General features: G+C 50.9%; 14 protein-coding genes. 6 read left to right on the top strand and 8 right to left on the bottom strand.

The window, feature by feature from the left end:
• Window positions 1-102: 102 nt before the first annotated feature.
• Window positions 103-414 (top strand): excinuclease ATPase subunit, encoded by a 312-nt coding sequence (locus tag ABGI61_RS01995; protein WP_347596067.1) that lies wholly within the window; start codon window positions 103-105, stop codon window positions 412-414.
• Between the two features lie 5 nt (window positions 415-419).
• Window positions 420-1,421, top strand: coding sequence for a putative metalloprotease CJM1_0395 family protein (locus ABGI61_RS01990; protein ID WP_347596064.1), 1,002 nt, complete (start codon window positions 420-422; stop codon window positions 1,419-1,421).
• A 30-nt stretch (window positions 1,422-1,451) separates the two neighbouring features.
• Here ABGI61_RS01990 and ABGI61_RS01985 read toward each other — a convergent pair whose 3' ends face one another.
• Together ABGI61_RS01985 and greB are read right to left on the bottom strand one after the other, a co-directional pair.
• On the bottom strand, window positions 1,452-3,758 hold the full coding sequence (locus ABGI61_RS01985; RefSeq protein WP_347596061.1) for a Tex family protein: 2,307 nt from the start codon (window positions 3,756-3,758) through the stop codon (window positions 1,452-1,454).
• 114 nt (window positions 3,759-3,872) lie between these two features.
• The gene (greB, locus tag ABGI61_RS01980) at window positions 3,873-4,352 is read right to left on the bottom strand and encodes a transcription elongation factor GreB (protein WP_347596058.1); all 480 of its coding nucleotides are present in this window, start codon (window positions 4,350-4,352) and stop codon (window positions 3,873-3,875) included.
• A gap of 250 nt (window positions 4,353-4,602) precedes the next feature.
• On the opposite strand from greB, the gene ABGI61_RS01975 reads away from it, so the two are divergent.
• The 4 genes from ABGI61_RS01975 to ABGI61_RS01960 all read left to right on the top strand — a co-directional run bounded on the left by ABGI61_RS01975 (window position 4,603) and on the right by ABGI61_RS01960 (window position 10,900).
• Window positions 4,603-4,809, top strand: coding sequence for a hypothetical protein (locus tag ABGI61_RS01975; RefSeq protein ID WP_347596055.1), 207 nt, complete (start codon window positions 4,603-4,605; stop codon window positions 4,807-4,809).
• 105 nt (window positions 4,810-4,914) lie between these two features.
• Window positions 4,915-5,640 carry an osmolarity response regulator transcription factor OmpR gene (ompR, locus tag ABGI61_RS01970; RefSeq protein ID WP_008222220.1) on the top strand — a complete coding sequence of 242 codons (726 nt, stop codon included), beginning with the start codon at window positions 4,915-4,917 and terminating at the stop codon, window positions 5,638-5,640.
• The gene (gene envZ, locus ABGI61_RS01965; RefSeq protein WP_347596050.1) at window positions 5,641-6,945 is read left to right on the top strand and encodes a two-component system sensor histidine kinase EnvZ; all 1,305 of its coding nucleotides are present in this window, start codon (window positions 5,641-5,643) and stop codon (window positions 6,943-6,945) included.
• A 214-nt stretch (window positions 6,946-7,159) separates the two neighbouring features.
• The gene (locus tag ABGI61_RS01960; RefSeq protein ID WP_347596047.1) at window positions 7,160-10,900 is read left to right on the top strand and encodes a S8 family serine peptidase; all 3,741 of its coding nucleotides are present in this window, start codon (window positions 7,160-7,162) and stop codon (window positions 10,898-10,900) included.
• Between the two features lie 77 nt (window positions 10,901-10,977).
• Here ABGI61_RS01960 and ABGI61_RS01955 read toward each other — a convergent pair whose 3' ends face one another.
• The 6 genes from ABGI61_RS01955 to ABGI61_RS01930 all read right to left on the bottom strand — a co-directional run bounded on the left by ABGI61_RS01955 (window position 10,978) and on the right by ABGI61_RS01930 (window position 17,605).
• Window positions 10,978-11,832 (bottom strand): hypothetical protein, encoded by an 855-nt coding sequence (locus ABGI61_RS01955; protein WP_347596044.1) that lies wholly within the window; start codon window positions 11,830-11,832, stop codon window positions 10,978-10,980.
• 20 nt (window positions 11,833-11,852) lie between these two features.
• Window positions 11,853-14,294 carry a penicillin acylase family protein gene (locus ABGI61_RS01950; protein WP_347596041.1) on the bottom strand — a complete coding sequence of 814 codons (2,442 nt, stop codon included), beginning with the start codon at window positions 14,292-14,294 and terminating at the stop codon, window positions 11,853-11,855.
• A gap of 105 nt (window positions 14,295-14,399) precedes the next feature.
• On the bottom strand, window positions 14,400-15,260 hold the full coding sequence (locus ABGI61_RS01945; RefSeq protein ID WP_347596038.1) for a DUF6999 family protein: 861 nt from the start codon (window positions 15,258-15,260) through the stop codon (window positions 14,400-14,402).
• Window positions 15,244-15,936, bottom strand: coding sequence for an iron-containing redox enzyme family protein (locus tag ABGI61_RS01940; RefSeq protein WP_347596035.1), 693 nt, complete (start codon window positions 15,934-15,936; stop codon window positions 15,244-15,246). The genes ABGI61_RS01945 and ABGI61_RS01940 overlap by 17 nt, the downstream gene beginning before the upstream one ends.
• Window positions 15,933-17,036 carry a beta-ketoacyl-ACP synthase III gene (locus ABGI61_RS01935; protein WP_347596032.1) on the bottom strand — a complete coding sequence of 368 codons (1,104 nt, stop codon included), beginning with the start codon at window positions 17,034-17,036 and terminating at the stop codon, window positions 15,933-15,935. Before ABGI61_RS01935 ends, ABGI61_RS01940 begins: the two co-directional genes overlap by 4 nt.
• Window positions 17,033-17,605, bottom strand: a complete 573-nt coding sequence (locus ABGI61_RS01930; protein ID WP_347596029.1) for a diguanylate cyclase — start codon at window positions 17,603-17,605, stop codon at window positions 17,033-17,035. Before ABGI61_RS01930 ends, ABGI61_RS01935 begins: the two co-directional genes overlap by 4 nt.
• Window positions 17,606-17,709: the final 104 nt, after the last annotated feature.

Here is a 17,709-nt window from a genome sequence, read left to right as displayed (position 1 = left end):
GGTCACCAGGCTTACAACCAAATAGCCTAAGGGCAGGCTTCCCTTTTACGCCAACCTGGTTAATAATTGAGCAGTATTTGCTAAAGTCGCAGGAGGTGTATCTTGGACATTCAATCAGCGTTTTACTCTGGTATGCAGGGCTTTGCCCGCGCCAGCGAGGGTGTCACTCAGGCCACTTTGGAAATTAACCGCCAAACCCGACCACAAAGTGATACTGAACAAGCCGTAGCACAAACGCCAGAGGCTGCAGCAACCAACCCAGCCGCCACGAATTCAGCATCCAGTGTGCAGGCGCCGTCGCTAACCAACAGCCTGGTGCAATTGGGGCAGGAAGAGCGTAACGCCCAGGCAAATGTGCGAAGTATCCAAACCGCCGATCAGGTGCTCGGTAGTGTGATTGATATCCGGGTATAACGCTGATGCTGGTATCAAATTATCCCAACGTGAGTATTAATACCGCCAATCCGCCGACCGAAATGGCGCGGCGCGATGCGGTACGGCGGGATTTATTTGTACCTATAACAGAATCTGAAAAGGCCAGCCCCGATAAACCGGCGGTGAGTGATGAGCGCAGCCGCACAGCAAACAGCCAGCCAGCGGTGACCTTGTATGATGCCAAGGGCAAGGAAACCGAAACACAGCAGGCGATAGAAGGCCGTGGAGAGCGCCAGGGTAACGACCAGCAAAATGGCGATGCTGATAGCCAGCGTGAGCAAAGCGCCCAGCAAGATGCTAAGCAGCAAGCCGCTGAGCAACAGCAGGCGAAGCGCCAGCAGGCTGAGCAGGAAAAAGTTGAGCAGCAAGAGCAGCAGCAAATTCAGCAGCTGAAAAGCCGTGATCAGGAAGTGAAAGCGCACGAGCAGGCGCACGCTGCTGTGGGTGGCCGTTATGCCGGCGCGCCCAGTTACTCTTATGAGCTAGGCCCGGATGGTAAACAATATGCGGTGGGTGGTGAGGTACAAATAGACATCTCGCCGGTACCCGGCGACCCACAAGCCACAGTGCAAAAAATGCAACAGGTACGTGCCGCCGCGCTGGCACCGGCCGAACCCTCAGCGGCAGATAGACGCATTGCTGCCGAGGCCTCGCAGCGGCAACTACAAGCACAAGCCGAAGTGGTGCAGCAAACCTCTGCTGTCGTTAGTAACAACCAGGCTGAACCAGCCCAGTCAGTACAGCAAGACAGTAACACCGACGCCAGTGTGAATGGCGAAGCGGCTGTCGGACAGATTTTCGCCGGCCCGCAGATACAAACTGACATTAGCTACAAAGTAAATGATGATGCCGGTGGCGCCATCGTGTTTCCGCAGCGCGACACCCTGGCTGATACCGCTCAGATGGCGCTGCGGCGCAGTGTGATAGCGGGTTTTTACCAGCGTGCTACTGAGCCGCAAATTAAACAGTCATTACAACAAGCCTGACGCCAGCTAAGCTGGCGTTTTTATTGGTGCTTACTTTTTCAGCTTGGCGAAAGCTTCGGCAAAAGCATTACCCATAGCCGCGTTGTTCTCTACCGGTTTACTCTGGCGTGGTGCAGCGGCTTTTTGCTGTGGCCGCGGTGTATTTCTGTCGGCTGCTGTTTTGGGTTGCGGCTGCTCGTCCATGCGCATAGTCAGCGCAATACGCTTACGCTCTATGTCCACTTCCAGCACTTTTACCTTTACCACATCACCGGCTTTGACTACCTGATGCGGATCGCTGACAAACTTATCGGTTAACGATGAGATATGTACCAAACCATCCTGATGCACGCCAATGTCGACGAAGGCACCAAAATTGGTGACGTTGGTCACCACACCTTCTAACAGCATGCCGACAGTAAGATCTTTTAAGGTTTCAACGCCGTCTTTAAAGCTGGCGGTTTTAAACTCTGGCCGCGGGTCACGCCCCGGTTTATCCAGCTCTTTTAAGATGTCGGTAATAGTAGGCACACCAAAGTGCTCATCAGCAAAGGCTTTGGCATCTACCGATTTTAAAAAGCTGCTGTTACCAATAATTTGCTCTACCGATTTTTGATGCGCAGCAAGAATTTTCTCTACCAATGGGTAGGCTTCCGGGTGCACGGCTGAGGCATCCAGCGGGTTGCTGCCGTTATTAATGCGTAAGAAACCGGCGGCCTGCTCAAAGGCTTTTGGCCCAAGACGTGGCACTTTTAACAGCTCTTTACGCTCGTTAAAGCGGCCGTGGCTGTCGCGGTGAAACACGATATTTTGCGCCAGGGTTTTATTTAGCCCGGCCACCCGCGCCAGCAGTGGCACTGAAGCAGTATTCAGATCAACGCCAACGGCGTTTACACAGTCTTCTACCACACCATCGAGTGACTTAGTCAGCAGGCTCTGATTAACATCATGCTGATACTGGCCCACGCCGATCGCTTTGGGTTCAATTTTCACCAGCTCGGCCAGCGGGTCCTGCAAGCGGCGGCCGATAGAGACAGCACCACGCAGCGACACATCCAGATCCGGAAACTCTTGTGCCGCCAGCTCAGAGGCGGAATACACCGACGCACCGGCTTCGGATACCATCACTTTTTGGATATTCAGACCTGTGACCGCTTTAATCACTTCGCCGGCCAGCTTATCGGTCTCACGCGAGGCGGTGCCGTTACCTACGGCAATCAGCTCAACTTTATACTGCTGGCACAAGGCCGCCAGGCTGCGCACTGACTTATCCCACATATTTTGTGGCGCATGCGGAAAAATGGTGGTGTGGTTTAACAGCTTGCCGGTTTCATCAATTACGGTGACTTTAACGCCGGTACGCAGGCCCGGATCCAGCGCCAGTGTGGTGCGCATACCGGCCGGCGCGGCCATCAGTAAGTCTTTCAGGTTACGAGCGAATACTTTAATGGCTTCTTCTTCGGCTTTTTCGCGCAGCTCTCCCAGTAAGTCATTTTCCAGGCTCAGATGCAGTTTTACTTTCCAGGTCCACTGCACTGCAGTACGTAAAAAGGCATCTGCCGCGCGGCCCTCGTCTTTAATATTAAAGTGGCTGGCAATCATTTGCTCGCACAGACTATGAGCGGTTTCCTCGTTAGCATCCGGCACCAGTTGCAGCTGCAAGATTCCTTCGTTACGGCCGCGCAACATGGCCAGCGCCCGGTGTGACGGCGTGGTTTTCCAGCTTTCGCTGTGGGCAAAATAATCACGGAATTTCGCGCCTTCCTGCTCTTTGCCAGCCACCACTGTGCTTTTTACCATGGCATGCTGGGCTAAATGCTGACGCAAACGGGCCAGCAGGTTAGCGTCTTCAGCAAAACGCTCCATTAAAATATACTTGGCGCCATCGAGTACCGCTTTTTCATCGGCAAAGCCGGCGTCGGCATTAATATAGGCCGCGGCTTCGGTTTGCGGGTTCAGCGCCGGGTTTTGCAACAAGGCATCAGCCAGCGGCTGTATGCCTGCTTCAATGGCAATCTGGCCTTTGGTGCGGCGTTTGGCTTTGTAAGGCAGGTACAAGTCTTCTAAGCGGGTTTTATTGTCAGCTGCCAGAATGTCACTTTTCAGCTCGGGTGTTAACTTACCCTGCTCATCAATGGTTTTTAATATCACCTGACGGCGCTCTTCCAGCTCGCGCAGGTAAGTTAAGCGCTGCTCTAAATGCCGAAGCTGGGTATCGTCTAAGCCGCCGGTCACTTCTTTACGGTAGCGGGCTATAAAGGGTACGGTAGCGCCTTCTTCCAACAGCGCGATAGTGGCGACGACCTGCTCTGGGCGAGCGGCTATTTCTGCGGCAATTTGCTTAACAATGATAGACATAACTTACAAAATCCTGAGTACTTACACCCTTTTCGGGTTAGAAAACATCAGCGACAACGCTGATAAGCTGCGCCGATTGTCGCCTGTGTGCGGCAAAAAATCCAATAAACTGCATTAAGCGGGTGAAGAATAACGAATGCTATTAACAAACCACAATTTGCTGCCTGACGGTGTATTAACCAGCACTTCATCATCGACGGCTTTTTTTAGCAGCGCCCGCGCCATCGGTGAGTCTATCGAGATGTAGTCTTTGCGGCCGTATATTTCATCGGGCCCGACGATACGAAATGTCAGCTGCTCGCCCTGCTCGTTTTCTATCTCTACCCAGGCACCAAAAAACACCTTGCCGTCCTGCTGTGGCGAATAGTCGACAATTTTCAGCACTTCCAGCCGCTTGCGCAAAAAGCGGATGCGGCGATCGGTTTCACGCAGTAACTTTTTGTTGTACTGGTAATCGGCGTTTTCACTGCGGTCGCCCAGGCTGGCGGCCCAGGCGACTTTGGCGGTAACGTCGGGGCGCTTTTCGCGCCAAAGATAGTCAAGCTCTTGTTGCAGGGCTTCAAAGCCCTCACGGGTAATAAGATCGGTACGCATGTCGACTATTGTTAAATAACAGAAGGCGTGATGGTAGCAGTTTTTACCGCAGGACTGTATCGGCTGTCAGTTAATTGACGCAAACTTTACCGGGATAAGAGTTAAGCTGCTTAAATTATCAATAAAAACAATAACATGTAAATTATTTTCTATTTGTGCTTGCTGTCATTTAGATGTCACAAAAATATGCTAGCCAGCTAATGACCGCTTGACTATAGTTGTTTTACACAACGATAAGAGGTAACAGCGCATGAAAGCAAAACAAGTCAGTGTAGTCGCCGCGTTACTGGTAGTGGGCCTGACAGGCTGTTCTACTGCGCCGGCAAAATATACTTATGTGGTAGACCCGGATTTAACTGAGCAAGCAAATAACTTAACCCGTACCAGTGCTCACACCGGCCACGTGGTTTGGGTAAACCCGCCACTGAAACGGGTGCCGGTAAACGAGCAGCCATAAAGGTAAAAATCGGCTGACAAACTTTGTAACATAAACAACCGCCAAGGTTTTTCGCCGCGGCGGTTTTTTCGTTTATAGTGAAGCAAATCTCAGGGAGGCTTCATTATGGCCAGTTCAGAAACGCCGAAAATTCTTGTTGTCGATGATGATATGCGTCTGCGTGCGCTATTAGAGCGCTATCTGGTTGAGCAGGGTTACATAGTACGCAGTGTGGCAAACTATGAGCAGATGCAACGCTTAATGGAACGTGAGAACTTTCATCTGCTGGTGTTGGATCTGATGTTGCCCGGTGAAGATGGTTTGTCGATCTGTCGCCGCTTGCGCCAGCAGGAAAATGAAATCCCTATTATTATGCTGACCGCCAAAGGTGATGAAGTTGACCGTATTATTGGCCTGGAAATGGGGGCCGATGATTACCTGCCTAAGCCCTTTAACCCGCGTGAGTTATTGGCGCGGATCCGTGCTGTTATGCGGCGTAAAAGTAAAGAGCTACCCGGTGCACCCAGCCAGCATGAGGGCGTGGTCGAATTTGGCCCATTCAAGTTTAACCTGGCAACCCGTGAAATGCGCAAAGGTGATGAGCTATTACCGTTAACCAGTGGCGAATATGCCGTGCTCAAAGTGTTGGTAAGCCATCCGCGTGAACCGCTGTCACGCGATAAACTGATGAACCAGGCACGCGGCCGTGATTACTCAGCGATGGAGCGCAGTATTGATGTGCAGGTATCACGTTTGCGCCGCATGCTGGAAGACGATGCAGCTAACCCGCGTTATATCCAAACGGTGTGGGGCTTGGGCTATGTGTTTGTGCCCGACGGCAGTGTAAGCTAAATGCGGTTATTGCCCCGCAGTGCCTTTGGCCAAACGGTATTTTTAATTGGCCTTTTGCTGCTGATTAATCAGCTGGTGTCCTACTTGTCTGTGGCGTTTTACGTTATCAAGCCGACAACGCAACAAATTAACCATCTTATTGCTAAACAAATCAAGGTGGTCTTTATCGACGTGGGTCATGATCAGTCCGTGCTGTCGGAAGAGCTGACCAGCCGCTTTCAGCAGGCCACCGGCATTGAGGTATACGATGAGCAGCAGGCGCTGCAACACGGTTTGGCACAAGCCAGCTACTACGGTTATTTTTCCGATCTGATGTCGCGTGAGTTAGGCGGCCCTGCCGAGGTGCGGGTGGCACAAGGCGATACCTATGCTTTTTGGGTGCGGCCACCGCAGGCACCACAGTATTGGGTAAAAGTGCCGCTAACGGGGCTGGATGAAACCGATTTTTCGCCGCTGACGTTTTATTTACTGATGATAGGCGTGCTCAGTGTCGGCGGAGGCTGGCTGTTCGCCCGCCAGCTAAACCGACCACTTAAAAGCCTGCAACAGGCTGCGCTGCAGGTCGGTCGCGGTGAGTTTCCACCGCCGCTACCTGAGCATAAAGGCTCGACTGAAATTATCGCGGTAACCAAGGCGTTTAATTACATGGCGCGCGGTATCCGGCAGTTAGAGCAAGACCGGGCCTTACTGATGGCCGGTGTATCACACGATTTGCGCACGCCTCTTACCCGAATCCGACTGGCGTCGGAGATGATGCACGAACAAGACAGCTGGATCCGCGATGGCATTATTAATGATATTGAAGATATGAATGCCATTATCGACCAATTTATTGATTATTTGCGCCACCACAAAGAAGAGCCCGGCCAAAGAGAGAGCCTGAATACCCTGGTGCAGGAGCTGGTGCAAGCCGAACATTTGCAGCAGCGCCATATTAGTACCCATCTGGCATCTGACTTGCCTGACATCACCCTGCGTCGTATTGCTATCAAGCGCTTGTTGAATAACTTGCTGGAAAATGCCTTGCGCTACAGCGAGGGTGATATTGAGATTTCCACCGGTTTTGAACGCAATCGTAAACGGGTTTATTTACAAATCCGCGATCATGGCCCTGGCATACCCGAGTATCAGATGAAAGCCATGTTTGAACCCTTCACTCAGGGCGATATCGCCCGTGGCAGCGGCGGCTCAGGCCTTGGGCTGGCGATTATCAAAAAGATAGTCGATATGCACCATGGTGATATTACGTTACATAACCATGCTTTTGGTGGCTTGGTGGTGACGGTTTATTTGCCGATGAAATAGAAAATACATTTTTGACTTATTTTTATTCTATTTTGTTACAAAGAAAAGTCTAAAGCCAAAATAACTTTACAGATGTTGCCTGTTTTTTGTCATAAAAATTGACAATGTAGCGTTACATTCTTTTACGGTTGTGATAATAGAGTAGTTACTCACCAACAATAAAAATCCAGGTTGAGTGCATAATCTAACAAGTAGAAGTATGGAGTAGAACATTTTGAAACAGGTTAATAAATCGTTGGTCGCGCTTGCAGTTGCAGTAGCGATAAGCGGTGCTGCTTCAGCAGCAACGCTTGAGCAATTTAAAATGGGTGCCAAAGTTACCGTAGCGGGTATGGATCGAAAAGGTGAGCTGAGCATAGAGCAAAACGAAACAAAACGTGCATCTGCTTACCTGATTGAGTTGCATGCCAAACCAACCAGCGCTGCCTTGTCTGGTCGTACTTATGATGCTCAGCAGGCACAGAATTTATCTGCTGAAATCACCAGCCTACAGCAGCAGGTAAGTGCGCAGTTAACACAGCTAGATCCGGATGCAAAAGTATTAACAACAACCCGTCATCTTGCAGCGTCTGTCGTTGTTGAGGCTAATGATTCAGCACTGAAAGCGTTGGTTAAGCATCCTGCTGTAAAACAAATTCTACCTGTCTATGATAGCAAGCCATTAGTTGCTGCCAGCCAAGAATATATCAAAGCGTCTGCAGTAGTTCAGTCAGGTGTGGCGACTGGTGCGGGTATTAAGGTAGCTGTATTGGATTCTGGTGTTGATTACACCCACGCAGCCTTGGGCGGTGCCGGTACTGAGGAAGCTTATGCGGCTGCTTTTGCAGACCAAGGCCCAGTAAACTGGCCCCAAGGCAAAGTCATTGGCGGTTATGATTTTATCAACAACGACCCGGATCCTATTGACCCTATTACAGAGGGCCACGGAACTTCAGTCGCTAACTCAGTTAACGGTATAGCGCCTGAAGTAGAATTTTATGCTTACACCGTGTGTACCCAGAGTTGTCCGGGTTTAGCACAAATTAACGCACTTGAAGCCGCGATGGATCCAAATGGTGACGGCGATTTATCTGACCGAGTCGATGTAATTAACATGTCATTGGGTGGTGATTTTGGCTCAACGGATACCTCTGGCGGCACCCAACTATTAATCCAGCGTGCGGTAGAGCTTGGCGTTAACATGGTGATTTCAGCTGGTAACGATGGTCCAAATCCTTTTATCGTTGGAGGTCCGAGTACTACTCCTAACGCTTTATCTGTGGGCGCGATGACTCACCCAACAGCCAAGTCTGCGTTCCTTACAACCAGCACTTTAGCTGGTGAAACTGTTGAGATGATTGCAGCAGGTTTTAATCCGGTAGTAGAGTTTAGTTTCAGCAGTGCAGATACCGAGTTGGTGTATATTGCAGCGAACAATCTCGCCTGTGATGCCTTTGCAGAGGATGTAGACTTAACGGGTAAAGCCGTATTGGTTGACCGTGGTGCGTGTAACTTTACACAAAAAGTATTGAACGCTCAGGAAAAAGGTGCAGCGTTTGTCATCATAGCTAATAACGCGGCCGGCGCCGGACCGGTAAGTGCTGGTGGCGATGCACCAGGCATTACCATTCCAACGGTAGGTATTTCGTTGGAAGATGGTGAGGTGATAAAAGCCTTGCTGGCTGAGGGTGAGACAGTCGAATACGCCGTTGTCAGTGAGGCATTTGCTGTACCAGGCGCGATTACCGACTTTACTTCACGTGGCCCGGCGATGGATGGTTTATTAAAGCCTGAAATTACCGCACCGGGTGAAGTCATAATGGTTGCGGATGTGGGTACTGGTACAGGGCTTGCGCCAGCGACCGGCACTTCATTCTCAGGTCCTATTACTGCTGGTGCGGTGAGCTTGTTACGTCAGGCGCGCCCAGAACTAAATGCGTTTGAAGCCAAAGCCATGTTAATGAACACGGCGAATATGAATGTGACAGCTGAGCCTGTAGCGCTGAATCCGCAAGCGGCTTTAGCACCTATCACCATGATGGGGGCAGGTCTGGTTGATGTAGAAAAAGCTATCAACTCGCCTGCAGTTGCTTGGGTGTACGATACCAAATTCGATACTAAGCAAGCTGCATTATCCTTCGGTCTGCAAACTATGACCGAGGTGTCAACATTCACTAAAACAGTTAATTTAAAGAACTTTGGCGCTGAAGCCAAAGTGTACAATTTGTCGGTGCAAGACCGTTTTGCTGATGATACGGCAACGGGCGCTTTAACCTGGTCAATGCCTTCGTCAGTCTCTGTAGGACCAGGTCAGTCAGTGAGCTTTGATGTGCAAGTCACGATTGATCCAACAAAATTACATGACTGGGAGTTAGCAAACGGCAGTGTAACTTCAGAAAAGAACGACTTACTGACAACGGTTGAGTACGATGGTGCGTTATTGCTGAACGATCCTTCTACTGGTGAGAGCCATGACTTACACCTGGTTTATCATATTCTTCCGAAAGCTAACGCTGATCTGAAAATTCGTTCAGATATCACGGAAGAGGGTATTCGTTACATTGTTCGTAACGATGGTGCGGTATCGGTTAGCCCATTTGCAGCTCAGTTGGTTGGCACCTCTGCAAAAGATAATGTGGCGCAAGATTTACGCGCTGCGACTTTGGATGTAATTCCTGCCGATTATTGTACTTCTGGTTACCTGCTGGCACCGAACTTCACTGTTGATCAGCCGTTAATGCATGCTTTGCAGGCGAACTTCTCAGTATTGCTTGATATCGGCGCCAACGGCAGCTGGGATTATGAAGTAATGAGTTTGTTGTTAAGCCGCTTGGGTAGCTTCTCAACCGACCCGGCCTTCACCGGCTATGTTGGGTCATTTGCTGTGCCGTTTGGTACTCTGAGCGGTATTGCTGGTGATGCGTACCATGTGTCCGGTCAGCGTAATGTTACCCTAACAGCGTGTTTGGAAGACGTTGGTTTATCAGCTGCTGATATCGGTTCAGATATCCGAGTGGCTTATCTGAGCTTCAACGATGGTTACAACCTGGGTTCAGTTGGTGGCTTGCCAAATGATGACGCTATCGTCGGTACTGTTAAATTAGCATTGTCACCAGATGTGACCATGACATCTCTTGACGCTGCTGCTGATACACCCTCCTCGTTACCAGCAGCAACCATTCAGGAAGATGCGGCCGTAATTACTGAGTTGGCGCCAGGGCAATCTGCCGTATTGAACTGGACAACTGATCAGGGTTTTGTATTACTATCTGATGTCGGTGATGCCATCGCTGTCGCTGATATTAATGCCGCAGGTCAGGCCCCAACTGTGATAGCGGGGCAGCAGTTTACAGTAGAAGAAAATGCCGCTAACGACACTGTTGTTGGTAGGGTAGACGCTGAAGTTGATTTTACGTCGCCAGTTTCAGAGTTCGTGTTAGCAGCAAGCAGTTCAAACGCGGTTTCATTGCTGAAGAACGGCGACATTGTTGTTAGCAATAGTGCAGTGTTGGACTATGATGCTGGTCTGACGCAGGTTCAGCTAGAAGTTATTGCACTTGATACTGAGGGCAATACATCAGAGCCTGTTACAGTGTTAGTTGACGTAATAAACCTGGCAGATGAGACGCCACAGGTTACTACGACATTAACTCAGGCTGCATTTGATGTTGGTGCGGCAGCTGGCACCAAAGTTGCTGACATTGAAGTAGAAATTACTGAAGCGGATGCTACTTTAATGCAGTTATCGACAAACAGTGATTTGTTTACTGTGGTAGATAACCAGCTAGTGTTACGCCGTATGCCAACTAAAGCAGATGCCAAAACGCATAACGTCGTGGTAACTGCTACTGATTCGGCCGGTATGGTCGGCACTTCTGCACTAAACATCAAAATTAACAAACCATCCAGTGGCAGTTTCGGTTGGTTTAGCTTACTGGCGTTACCCTTACTGTTGTTACGCCGTAAACGTGCTTAATTAGGCAGTGCCCCAAGTAAAAAGCAGAGCTTGAAAGCTCTGCTTTTTTGTTTTTGCTAATCGATAATATTTGCCGGCTAGAGCAAGTGGTTAAGTCGCTTTGCCAACGCTTGTTGCACGGTGTTATCCCGCCAATACTGGTTATGTGACAGTGGGTTCCAACTGGCCGTTAACCAGCCCCAAAAGCCGCCTTTGGCGTTCACTTCAATATCCGTTACCAGGCTGGCATAGGCGTCTGACAAGCCCGCCATTGGCCAGCCAAGCACATCATCTTTGTCATAAAAGTTATACCAGACAAAGTCGGTGTTAGGCTTAGTAAAGGGGATAATTTGTTCTATTGCATGGGCGGCAACAAAAATCGGAATATTGCAGCCAGTAGTGATTATCGCCGACAGCCTATCGCCGCGTAAAAAGGCGATGTCATCATCGGTAAGTGGTGTATCGCCACTGATCCCGGCCTGATAGCGTTTTATGTCACGCCAGATGCCAGCTGCGGGTTTATTACCTGCCTTGGCTTGCTGGGCATCCCACAGATAGCACGACAATACATGGCCACCCAATGAGTGCGCCAGGAATACCAGCTGGCCATCTGTGGCTAGTTGTTGGCGGGCAACATACAGGGTGCGGGCAATTTTTAACTGACCGTAATGGTACAAGCTATGCGGCTGCTCTTTGCGGTGCTCCAGTGCAGCGGCGTCGGCAAAACCAAACAGCATAAAGCGGCGCAGCGCCGCCCAGCGTAAACCTTTTCCCAGCGCCTGCCATACCCGCTGCTCGTTATACTGCAATAAATCCTGGTAATACACTGCAGCACAATAAAGCGGCTTGTCAGCCAGACCGGCTTGTTGTCGTAACTGATGAAACAACGGCTCAGCGTAGTTGGGCTGAGTTTCCCCCATGCCATGCAGCGTGATCAGTGCGACCTTGTTCATTACAGCCTAAGTGCTCCTGGTTATTGTTGTTCTGGCCTTTGTAGGTTAAACCGAATAAGCCGTTTGGTATGTTGCTGTATCTCTGCTGGCGTAAAGTACATGGGTTGCCACTTTTGATTGCGGTATAACAGCGTTTGGTCATTAAAATGCGGCGACTGCGGATCATGTGCCTGGCTATAGGCATGCAGCATACTGGCTTTTGGGCCTTGCCCGGTAAATTCCATTGCCATGACAAAACTAGAACCGGAGTTTAACGTATAGGCTTCGCGCGGCTCACCTGCCAGCAAGTGCAGCAACAAGGGCGAGTCGGGCCTGCCGATGCCGGTAATATTATTCGCCAGCTCTGAGGTACTGCGTGACTGCTGGCTACCTTCGGCCATATTAAATAGCCCCTCATATGAATAGCCACCTGGCATCGCAATTGGCGTTTGGCCTTCAGCTTTAATGAGATATTGCATACTGGCCAGTGTTGCATCAGGCGCTATGCCCGCTTGCTGTAAACGCAGAGCCGCCTGACCTAATGCCTGTAGTACAGGATCCGCTAGCGGATTGTCAGCAGTGGCTAAGCCGTCAGGGGTATGCAGAGGATCATTGGCATCAAAGGGAACAGCATAAAGCTCAGGCTGAAGAGCGGCATGCGCCGGGCTTCGAAACGCTGCCAGAAACTCGCGCATTACATGGGCGCCGCGGCTGTTAAGGTTGTAGCGGCCATCCCAGTTTGCCAGTGCCTGACATATCGGCTGCAAATCAATACTCTGCTCAGTGGTGGCATTTGTATATAGGGGATTGGCCAGGCAATGCTGTACTAACTGCTGACGAAAGCTGCCGGAGAATAAACTCTCGTTGCGGTTAAATACTTGCCGCAGCTCTGCGGCGCTAAAACGCTGGTCTGCGCCCATCAGTTGCGGGCTGTTTATCAACTGGCCATTGTAGCGACTGCGCGGGCTAAGCTCGCTACGCTCTGGCCCGTACATCAGGCTGTAGCCTTCTAGTGGCTGTTGTGGGTTGACCAGCCAGTGACTGCTATTGGCATTAAACACATAATCACGGCGGCTCAGCTGGGGCGCCTGTTGCAGGGGCACCAGGCCGGCGCCATGCGTCAGGCCGCTGTCTTGCCATTCAAATATGGGCTCGCTACCGGGCAACAACACGGCACCGTCACCACCCAACCAAAGCGCTGCCAGGGCCGGTGACTGGCTGGCCTGACGCCAGTAAGCCTCGGCTACAGGGTGTAGCTGGGGCACCTGGCTGGCGTCAATATAATGCACGGCGCCACTTTGCTCAGTGACTAAGGTATTCACCCAGGGAATACCCTGATGCTGCGCCAGCGCATCCATCAGTTCGGTTTTACTGCGCGCCTGGCCAATGGCCAGCCATTGCTGCAGCATACGGTAATTACCGGCATTGGCATCGCGGTAACTGATAACAGATTGGGTTGTCCAGCCAAGGCTGGCGTCCAACGGGCTTAAATCCAACAGTGGGCCATAATGGCTGTGGTAAAACGTGCGCGACACTTGTTGTACACTGCCATCAGGCAAGCCAATATCAACACTCACCTGTTGCGGGCTAAAGTCGCGGTAGGTATTACCATAGCGGTAACGCAGCGGATTTTCCGGGTCTAGCTCCAGCTGATAAAAAGTAAATTGTTTCGACTGCGAAATCGTGTGAGTCCAGGCTAGATGTGGGTTAAAACCGATCAGTACTGTTGGCAGACCAACCAGGGTCACGCCGCTAACATCCAGCTTGCCGGGAATGGTTAGGTGCTGCTGAAAAAAACGCAGTTCACCATCCCACGGAAAATGCGGGTTGGCCAGTAAGGCCCCCTGTCCATTGGACGTCGTATCGCTACCCAACGCCCAGCCATTACTGCCCAAACCACGACTGGTAAGAATATGTTCAGCTTGAAATGTGGGGGCGACCTGCTGCTGGTTGTTTGGCAGTGGCGGTTGGGCAACGGCCATGGGCAGCAGTAAGTTGCGGCTGCTAGCCAGGCCGGCTAAGTCCAGATGATAGGCCAGTAACTCGGTGGCGGTGATCGGGCTAACCCAGCTGGCCTGACGACATGGGCTGGGGTAGGCATCTGGTGTTAACTCAGCCAGTCGGTCGTTAAAGCCGCTGACAAAGCCCTGCAGCAGCTCGCCAGCTTCCTCCGGCAGTTGCAGCAGATAGTGTTGTGCCTGGCTGGGATAATCAAGAATTTTGTAACCAAAGTCAGACAGCACATTAGATTGTTGCTGGCCTGGGCCAAAGTGGCGCGACTTCTCGCCTTTGAGTTTAACGATTTGTTCGGCCAGTGTGCAGAGGTTCTCCTCGGCCTGAGCATAACCACTGCCATAACCCAGGCCGTAATATGAAGTGGCTATAATGTGTGGCACGTTAAAGTCGGTATAGCGGATTTCTACTTTGTCTTTACAGCCGGCCAGACAAAAAAACGCGGTTAATACAATTAAGCTTCGCAGCATCTGATTCTCTCCCTGAAAAATAGTCCCGGATACTGCTGGGAAACGGATCAGATTATGCGGTTAGCGGTGCAGTTTTGCCAGATTAATATAAATAAATTGTGTAATTTATGTGCTATTTTTCTGGGTTTGGTCAGTTTTATGTTGCTGCAGGTAGGCATACAGATGCTCGGTAAAAAAACCGTGCATTAAAAAGCGTTGGCCTAAATTCCATGGGCCGACTAAATAATGCGGATATTTGTTATAGGCCAGCTCACGCAGGCTGTTATCACCCACCAGATCGCCAATACGAATGGCGATAGACTGGTCCAGGTTAAAGCCGTTAATCGCATCACGGTACTCTTCACGGGTTAACAATAAACAAAACAAACACATAAACAGCGCATGCGAAGTTTCAAAATCCAGCCACTGGGTGCGTTTTTCAGCAATGTCAAAGCGCCGCATATCAATGCTTTGCCAATGCTGCCAGTTCAGCTCACCCGGGCCTAGAGGTTGTTTTGGCGATTGCCAGTGGCCCAGTTCAGCAAACAGGCGAAACAGTTCCTGGTCGTGCTCAACAAAGCTGGCGTGTTGCATATCGGCGATACTTTTCGGATACAGCCGCACCGGGTTAAAACTGACATTGGGGCTGTTGGCAGCGAGAAAATTCAGCACATTGGACTCGGTAGCATAGTGGCGCAAGATCAGTAAATTCGCTTCTTTACTAACAAAGTGTGTGCAAAACCAGCAAATTAACCGTTGCAACGTGTTGTGCGCGCTAAACTGCGGCAGCGGCAGGCGTTTAAACAGCCAGATCAGGTGCAGTAATACGGCAAAAATAAACTGCAATAGCGGCCTTGCACTCCAGCGCAGCGGGTTTTGCAAATCTTTTAACCAGAGATCCAGCGCAGCCTGCTCTATCGGCAGTGAGTTGTCGTTAGCGATAGCGCGCAGATAGGCGCTGTAACCGGCTTTATTCGCTGTAGTCATGGTCGGTTTCTTCCAGTTGCAGGCAATACAGTTTTGCCGTTACGCGGGCGGTGCGCACTATGGCGCTGAGCTGAGCCGGGCTCTGGCATAAGCGGTTAAGTAGCTGATACAGCTTTTGCATATGGTTATCATCGTTCGCGCCATGGTAGCGCATAAAGCGGGTATAACTGCCATCGCCGCCCGTAGCCCGGTCGATTTGCGTTGCCCAGTTGTCGGCCATTTTCTGGCCTAAACCTTCAATAATCCACATAGCACCCACCAAATCGACTGGGTTTGGCTGGCTGGCACGGTACATTAAAAAACCGTGTAAGGCTTCGGTGCCAATATTGCGCGGTGCCGTTTGAATATCGGCTAAGTTGCCGCCGGCGGCAACATAATCGCGCTCGAGCATTTCGTAGTCGCGGTGCTCTTCTCGGGCATGGCCGATAATGGTGGATCGCACATCGCTGTAATCACGGTCAAAGCTGGAGGCACAGCGGCTGATCCAGCGCGAGCCCTCTATCACCTGCTGGCGCCAGTTGAGCAATAGCTGGCAATAATCAGCTTTGCTAAACTGGCCACGCTCTAAACGCTGGAGCAGTGGCACCCGACCCAGCTGGCGCTCAAAGTCAAACCATACCCGCATCAGTGCCTGTAAACACTGCTGGCTGTGTGGGTTTAATACGTGCTCTGTCATGGTTCCACCACGGTAAGTTGCATATAGGCGTTATTAAAGCGGCCGCTCTCGGGCACCATACACAAAATGGTATCGCCCACCTGATGTGGCTGGCTGGTGCGAAATTCGTCCAACATAATAAAAATAGACGCGCAGCCGGTATTACCGCGGCTATACAGGTTTGAATACCACTTATGCTCGGCAATACCAACGCCGGCGCGCTGCATCATGTCGAAAATTTTGCCTTTAAAATAATGCGATGAATAATGGCACAGCACATGGTCTATCTTGTCTGGCTGTACCCGACCTTCGCTGATTAACCGCAGGTAGCCATCGACACCCAGTTTGACGATATTTTCCAGTAAACGCACATCCTGACGAATTAACAGGGCACCGTCTGCTTCAGCCTCGGCATAGCTGGCATAGTCCTGCCAGCCAGCGCTATGGCTACTACTGGCATAACCCACGCTCATGCACACCGGGTACGCATCGGCATGTGAAAAACTGCGGATCCAGTCGATACGAAAGCACTTGCCGCGCGGCTGGGTTTCCAGCAGGAGGGCGCCGGCGCCGTCGGATAACATCCAACGCAGAAACTCAGCGTTAAAATCCAGCTCTGCGCCAGCGGCTTCATAGCGGCTGGCTTTAAATAAGCGTGAGGTCAGCTCACTGGCCACCACCAGCGCGTTTGGCTGTTCGCCGGTTTTCAGATTAGTAAAGGCGGCTTTGAGTGCCATCAGGCTACTGGAGCAAATGCCGTGGCTGCTATGCAGTTCAATGTCGCTTAACCCTAGCTCAGCCTGCAGCATAGAACCAAAACCCGGCAGCACTATATCGCCCTGGCTGGTGGCCGCGCTGAGCATTTTAATCTGCCGTTTGCCTAAAAAGCTGCTGCTCAGGCAATGCTCGGCCGCTTTGGCTGCCATGCCGGCGTTTGATATGGTGGTGTTGTGGTTGGCATCAATTGCATAATGCCGTGTTTGAATGCCATTAGACTGTAAAATGCGCCGTCGCAGCCGGCTGGGTTTGCCGTGCACTAACCCCAGCAGTGGTTCTATTTCATCGTTGTTAATAGCCGGGCCGGGTAAAAAGTGGCCGCTACTGGTGATATAAACGTTCATGCCTGCACCTGCGACCGCTTCAGTGCCGCGATTAAGCAGCGCAGGTTTTCTTCCATATACGGCAGCACACAGACTACAGCCATAAAGCCAAGATAATACGGCAAATACCCCTCGCCACCGTGGGCATAGGGCATGCGCTGCAAGTAAAACTCGCCCTGCCAGTTAAAACTGACCAGCTTAATAAACACCGGGTAGTTAATCACGATAATCAGCAGCAGCATATACAGTGGCAGGGTGGCCAGATAATTGTGCGCGTGCATCTCCCACACGCTGATATGGCGCTTAGGCGCCGCATAATGCACGTCGTAATGCGCCACCAGTTCATGTGCCAGCCAGGCGGCGAGGCAAATCAGCATGATCAGAACATTCACTTTAAACAGCAGGCAGAGCAAAATCGGCACTGCCATTTGTATGCCCATCAGCGAGTGAATAAGCGACTCTTTTAAGCCTGAGGTCTGCTCGATGCGGGTAGCGCGGTGGCAGCACCAGTCAATAAAACCGGCAATACCCCAAAGCGGCAAAAACACATACAACATTAACTGAATAAGCAACTGACTGGTTTGCAACACCGGACTCCTGTTGGTGCCTCGACAGCGGTTTACTATAGCTGAAGGTTAATACGATGTGGACCATTTTATCGATAACACTAAAACAATGTTGCTGATATGCGCGC

Origin of the sequence: Rheinheimera fenheensis (assembly GCF_039871805.1) — a bacterium.
GTDB lineage: Bacteria > Pseudomonadota > Gammaproteobacteria > Enterobacterales > Alteromonadaceae > Alishewanella > Alishewanella fenheensis.
The sequence above is the reverse complement of the archived record's forward strand: the minus strand, read 5'-3'. Positions and strand labels throughout refer to the sequence as shown.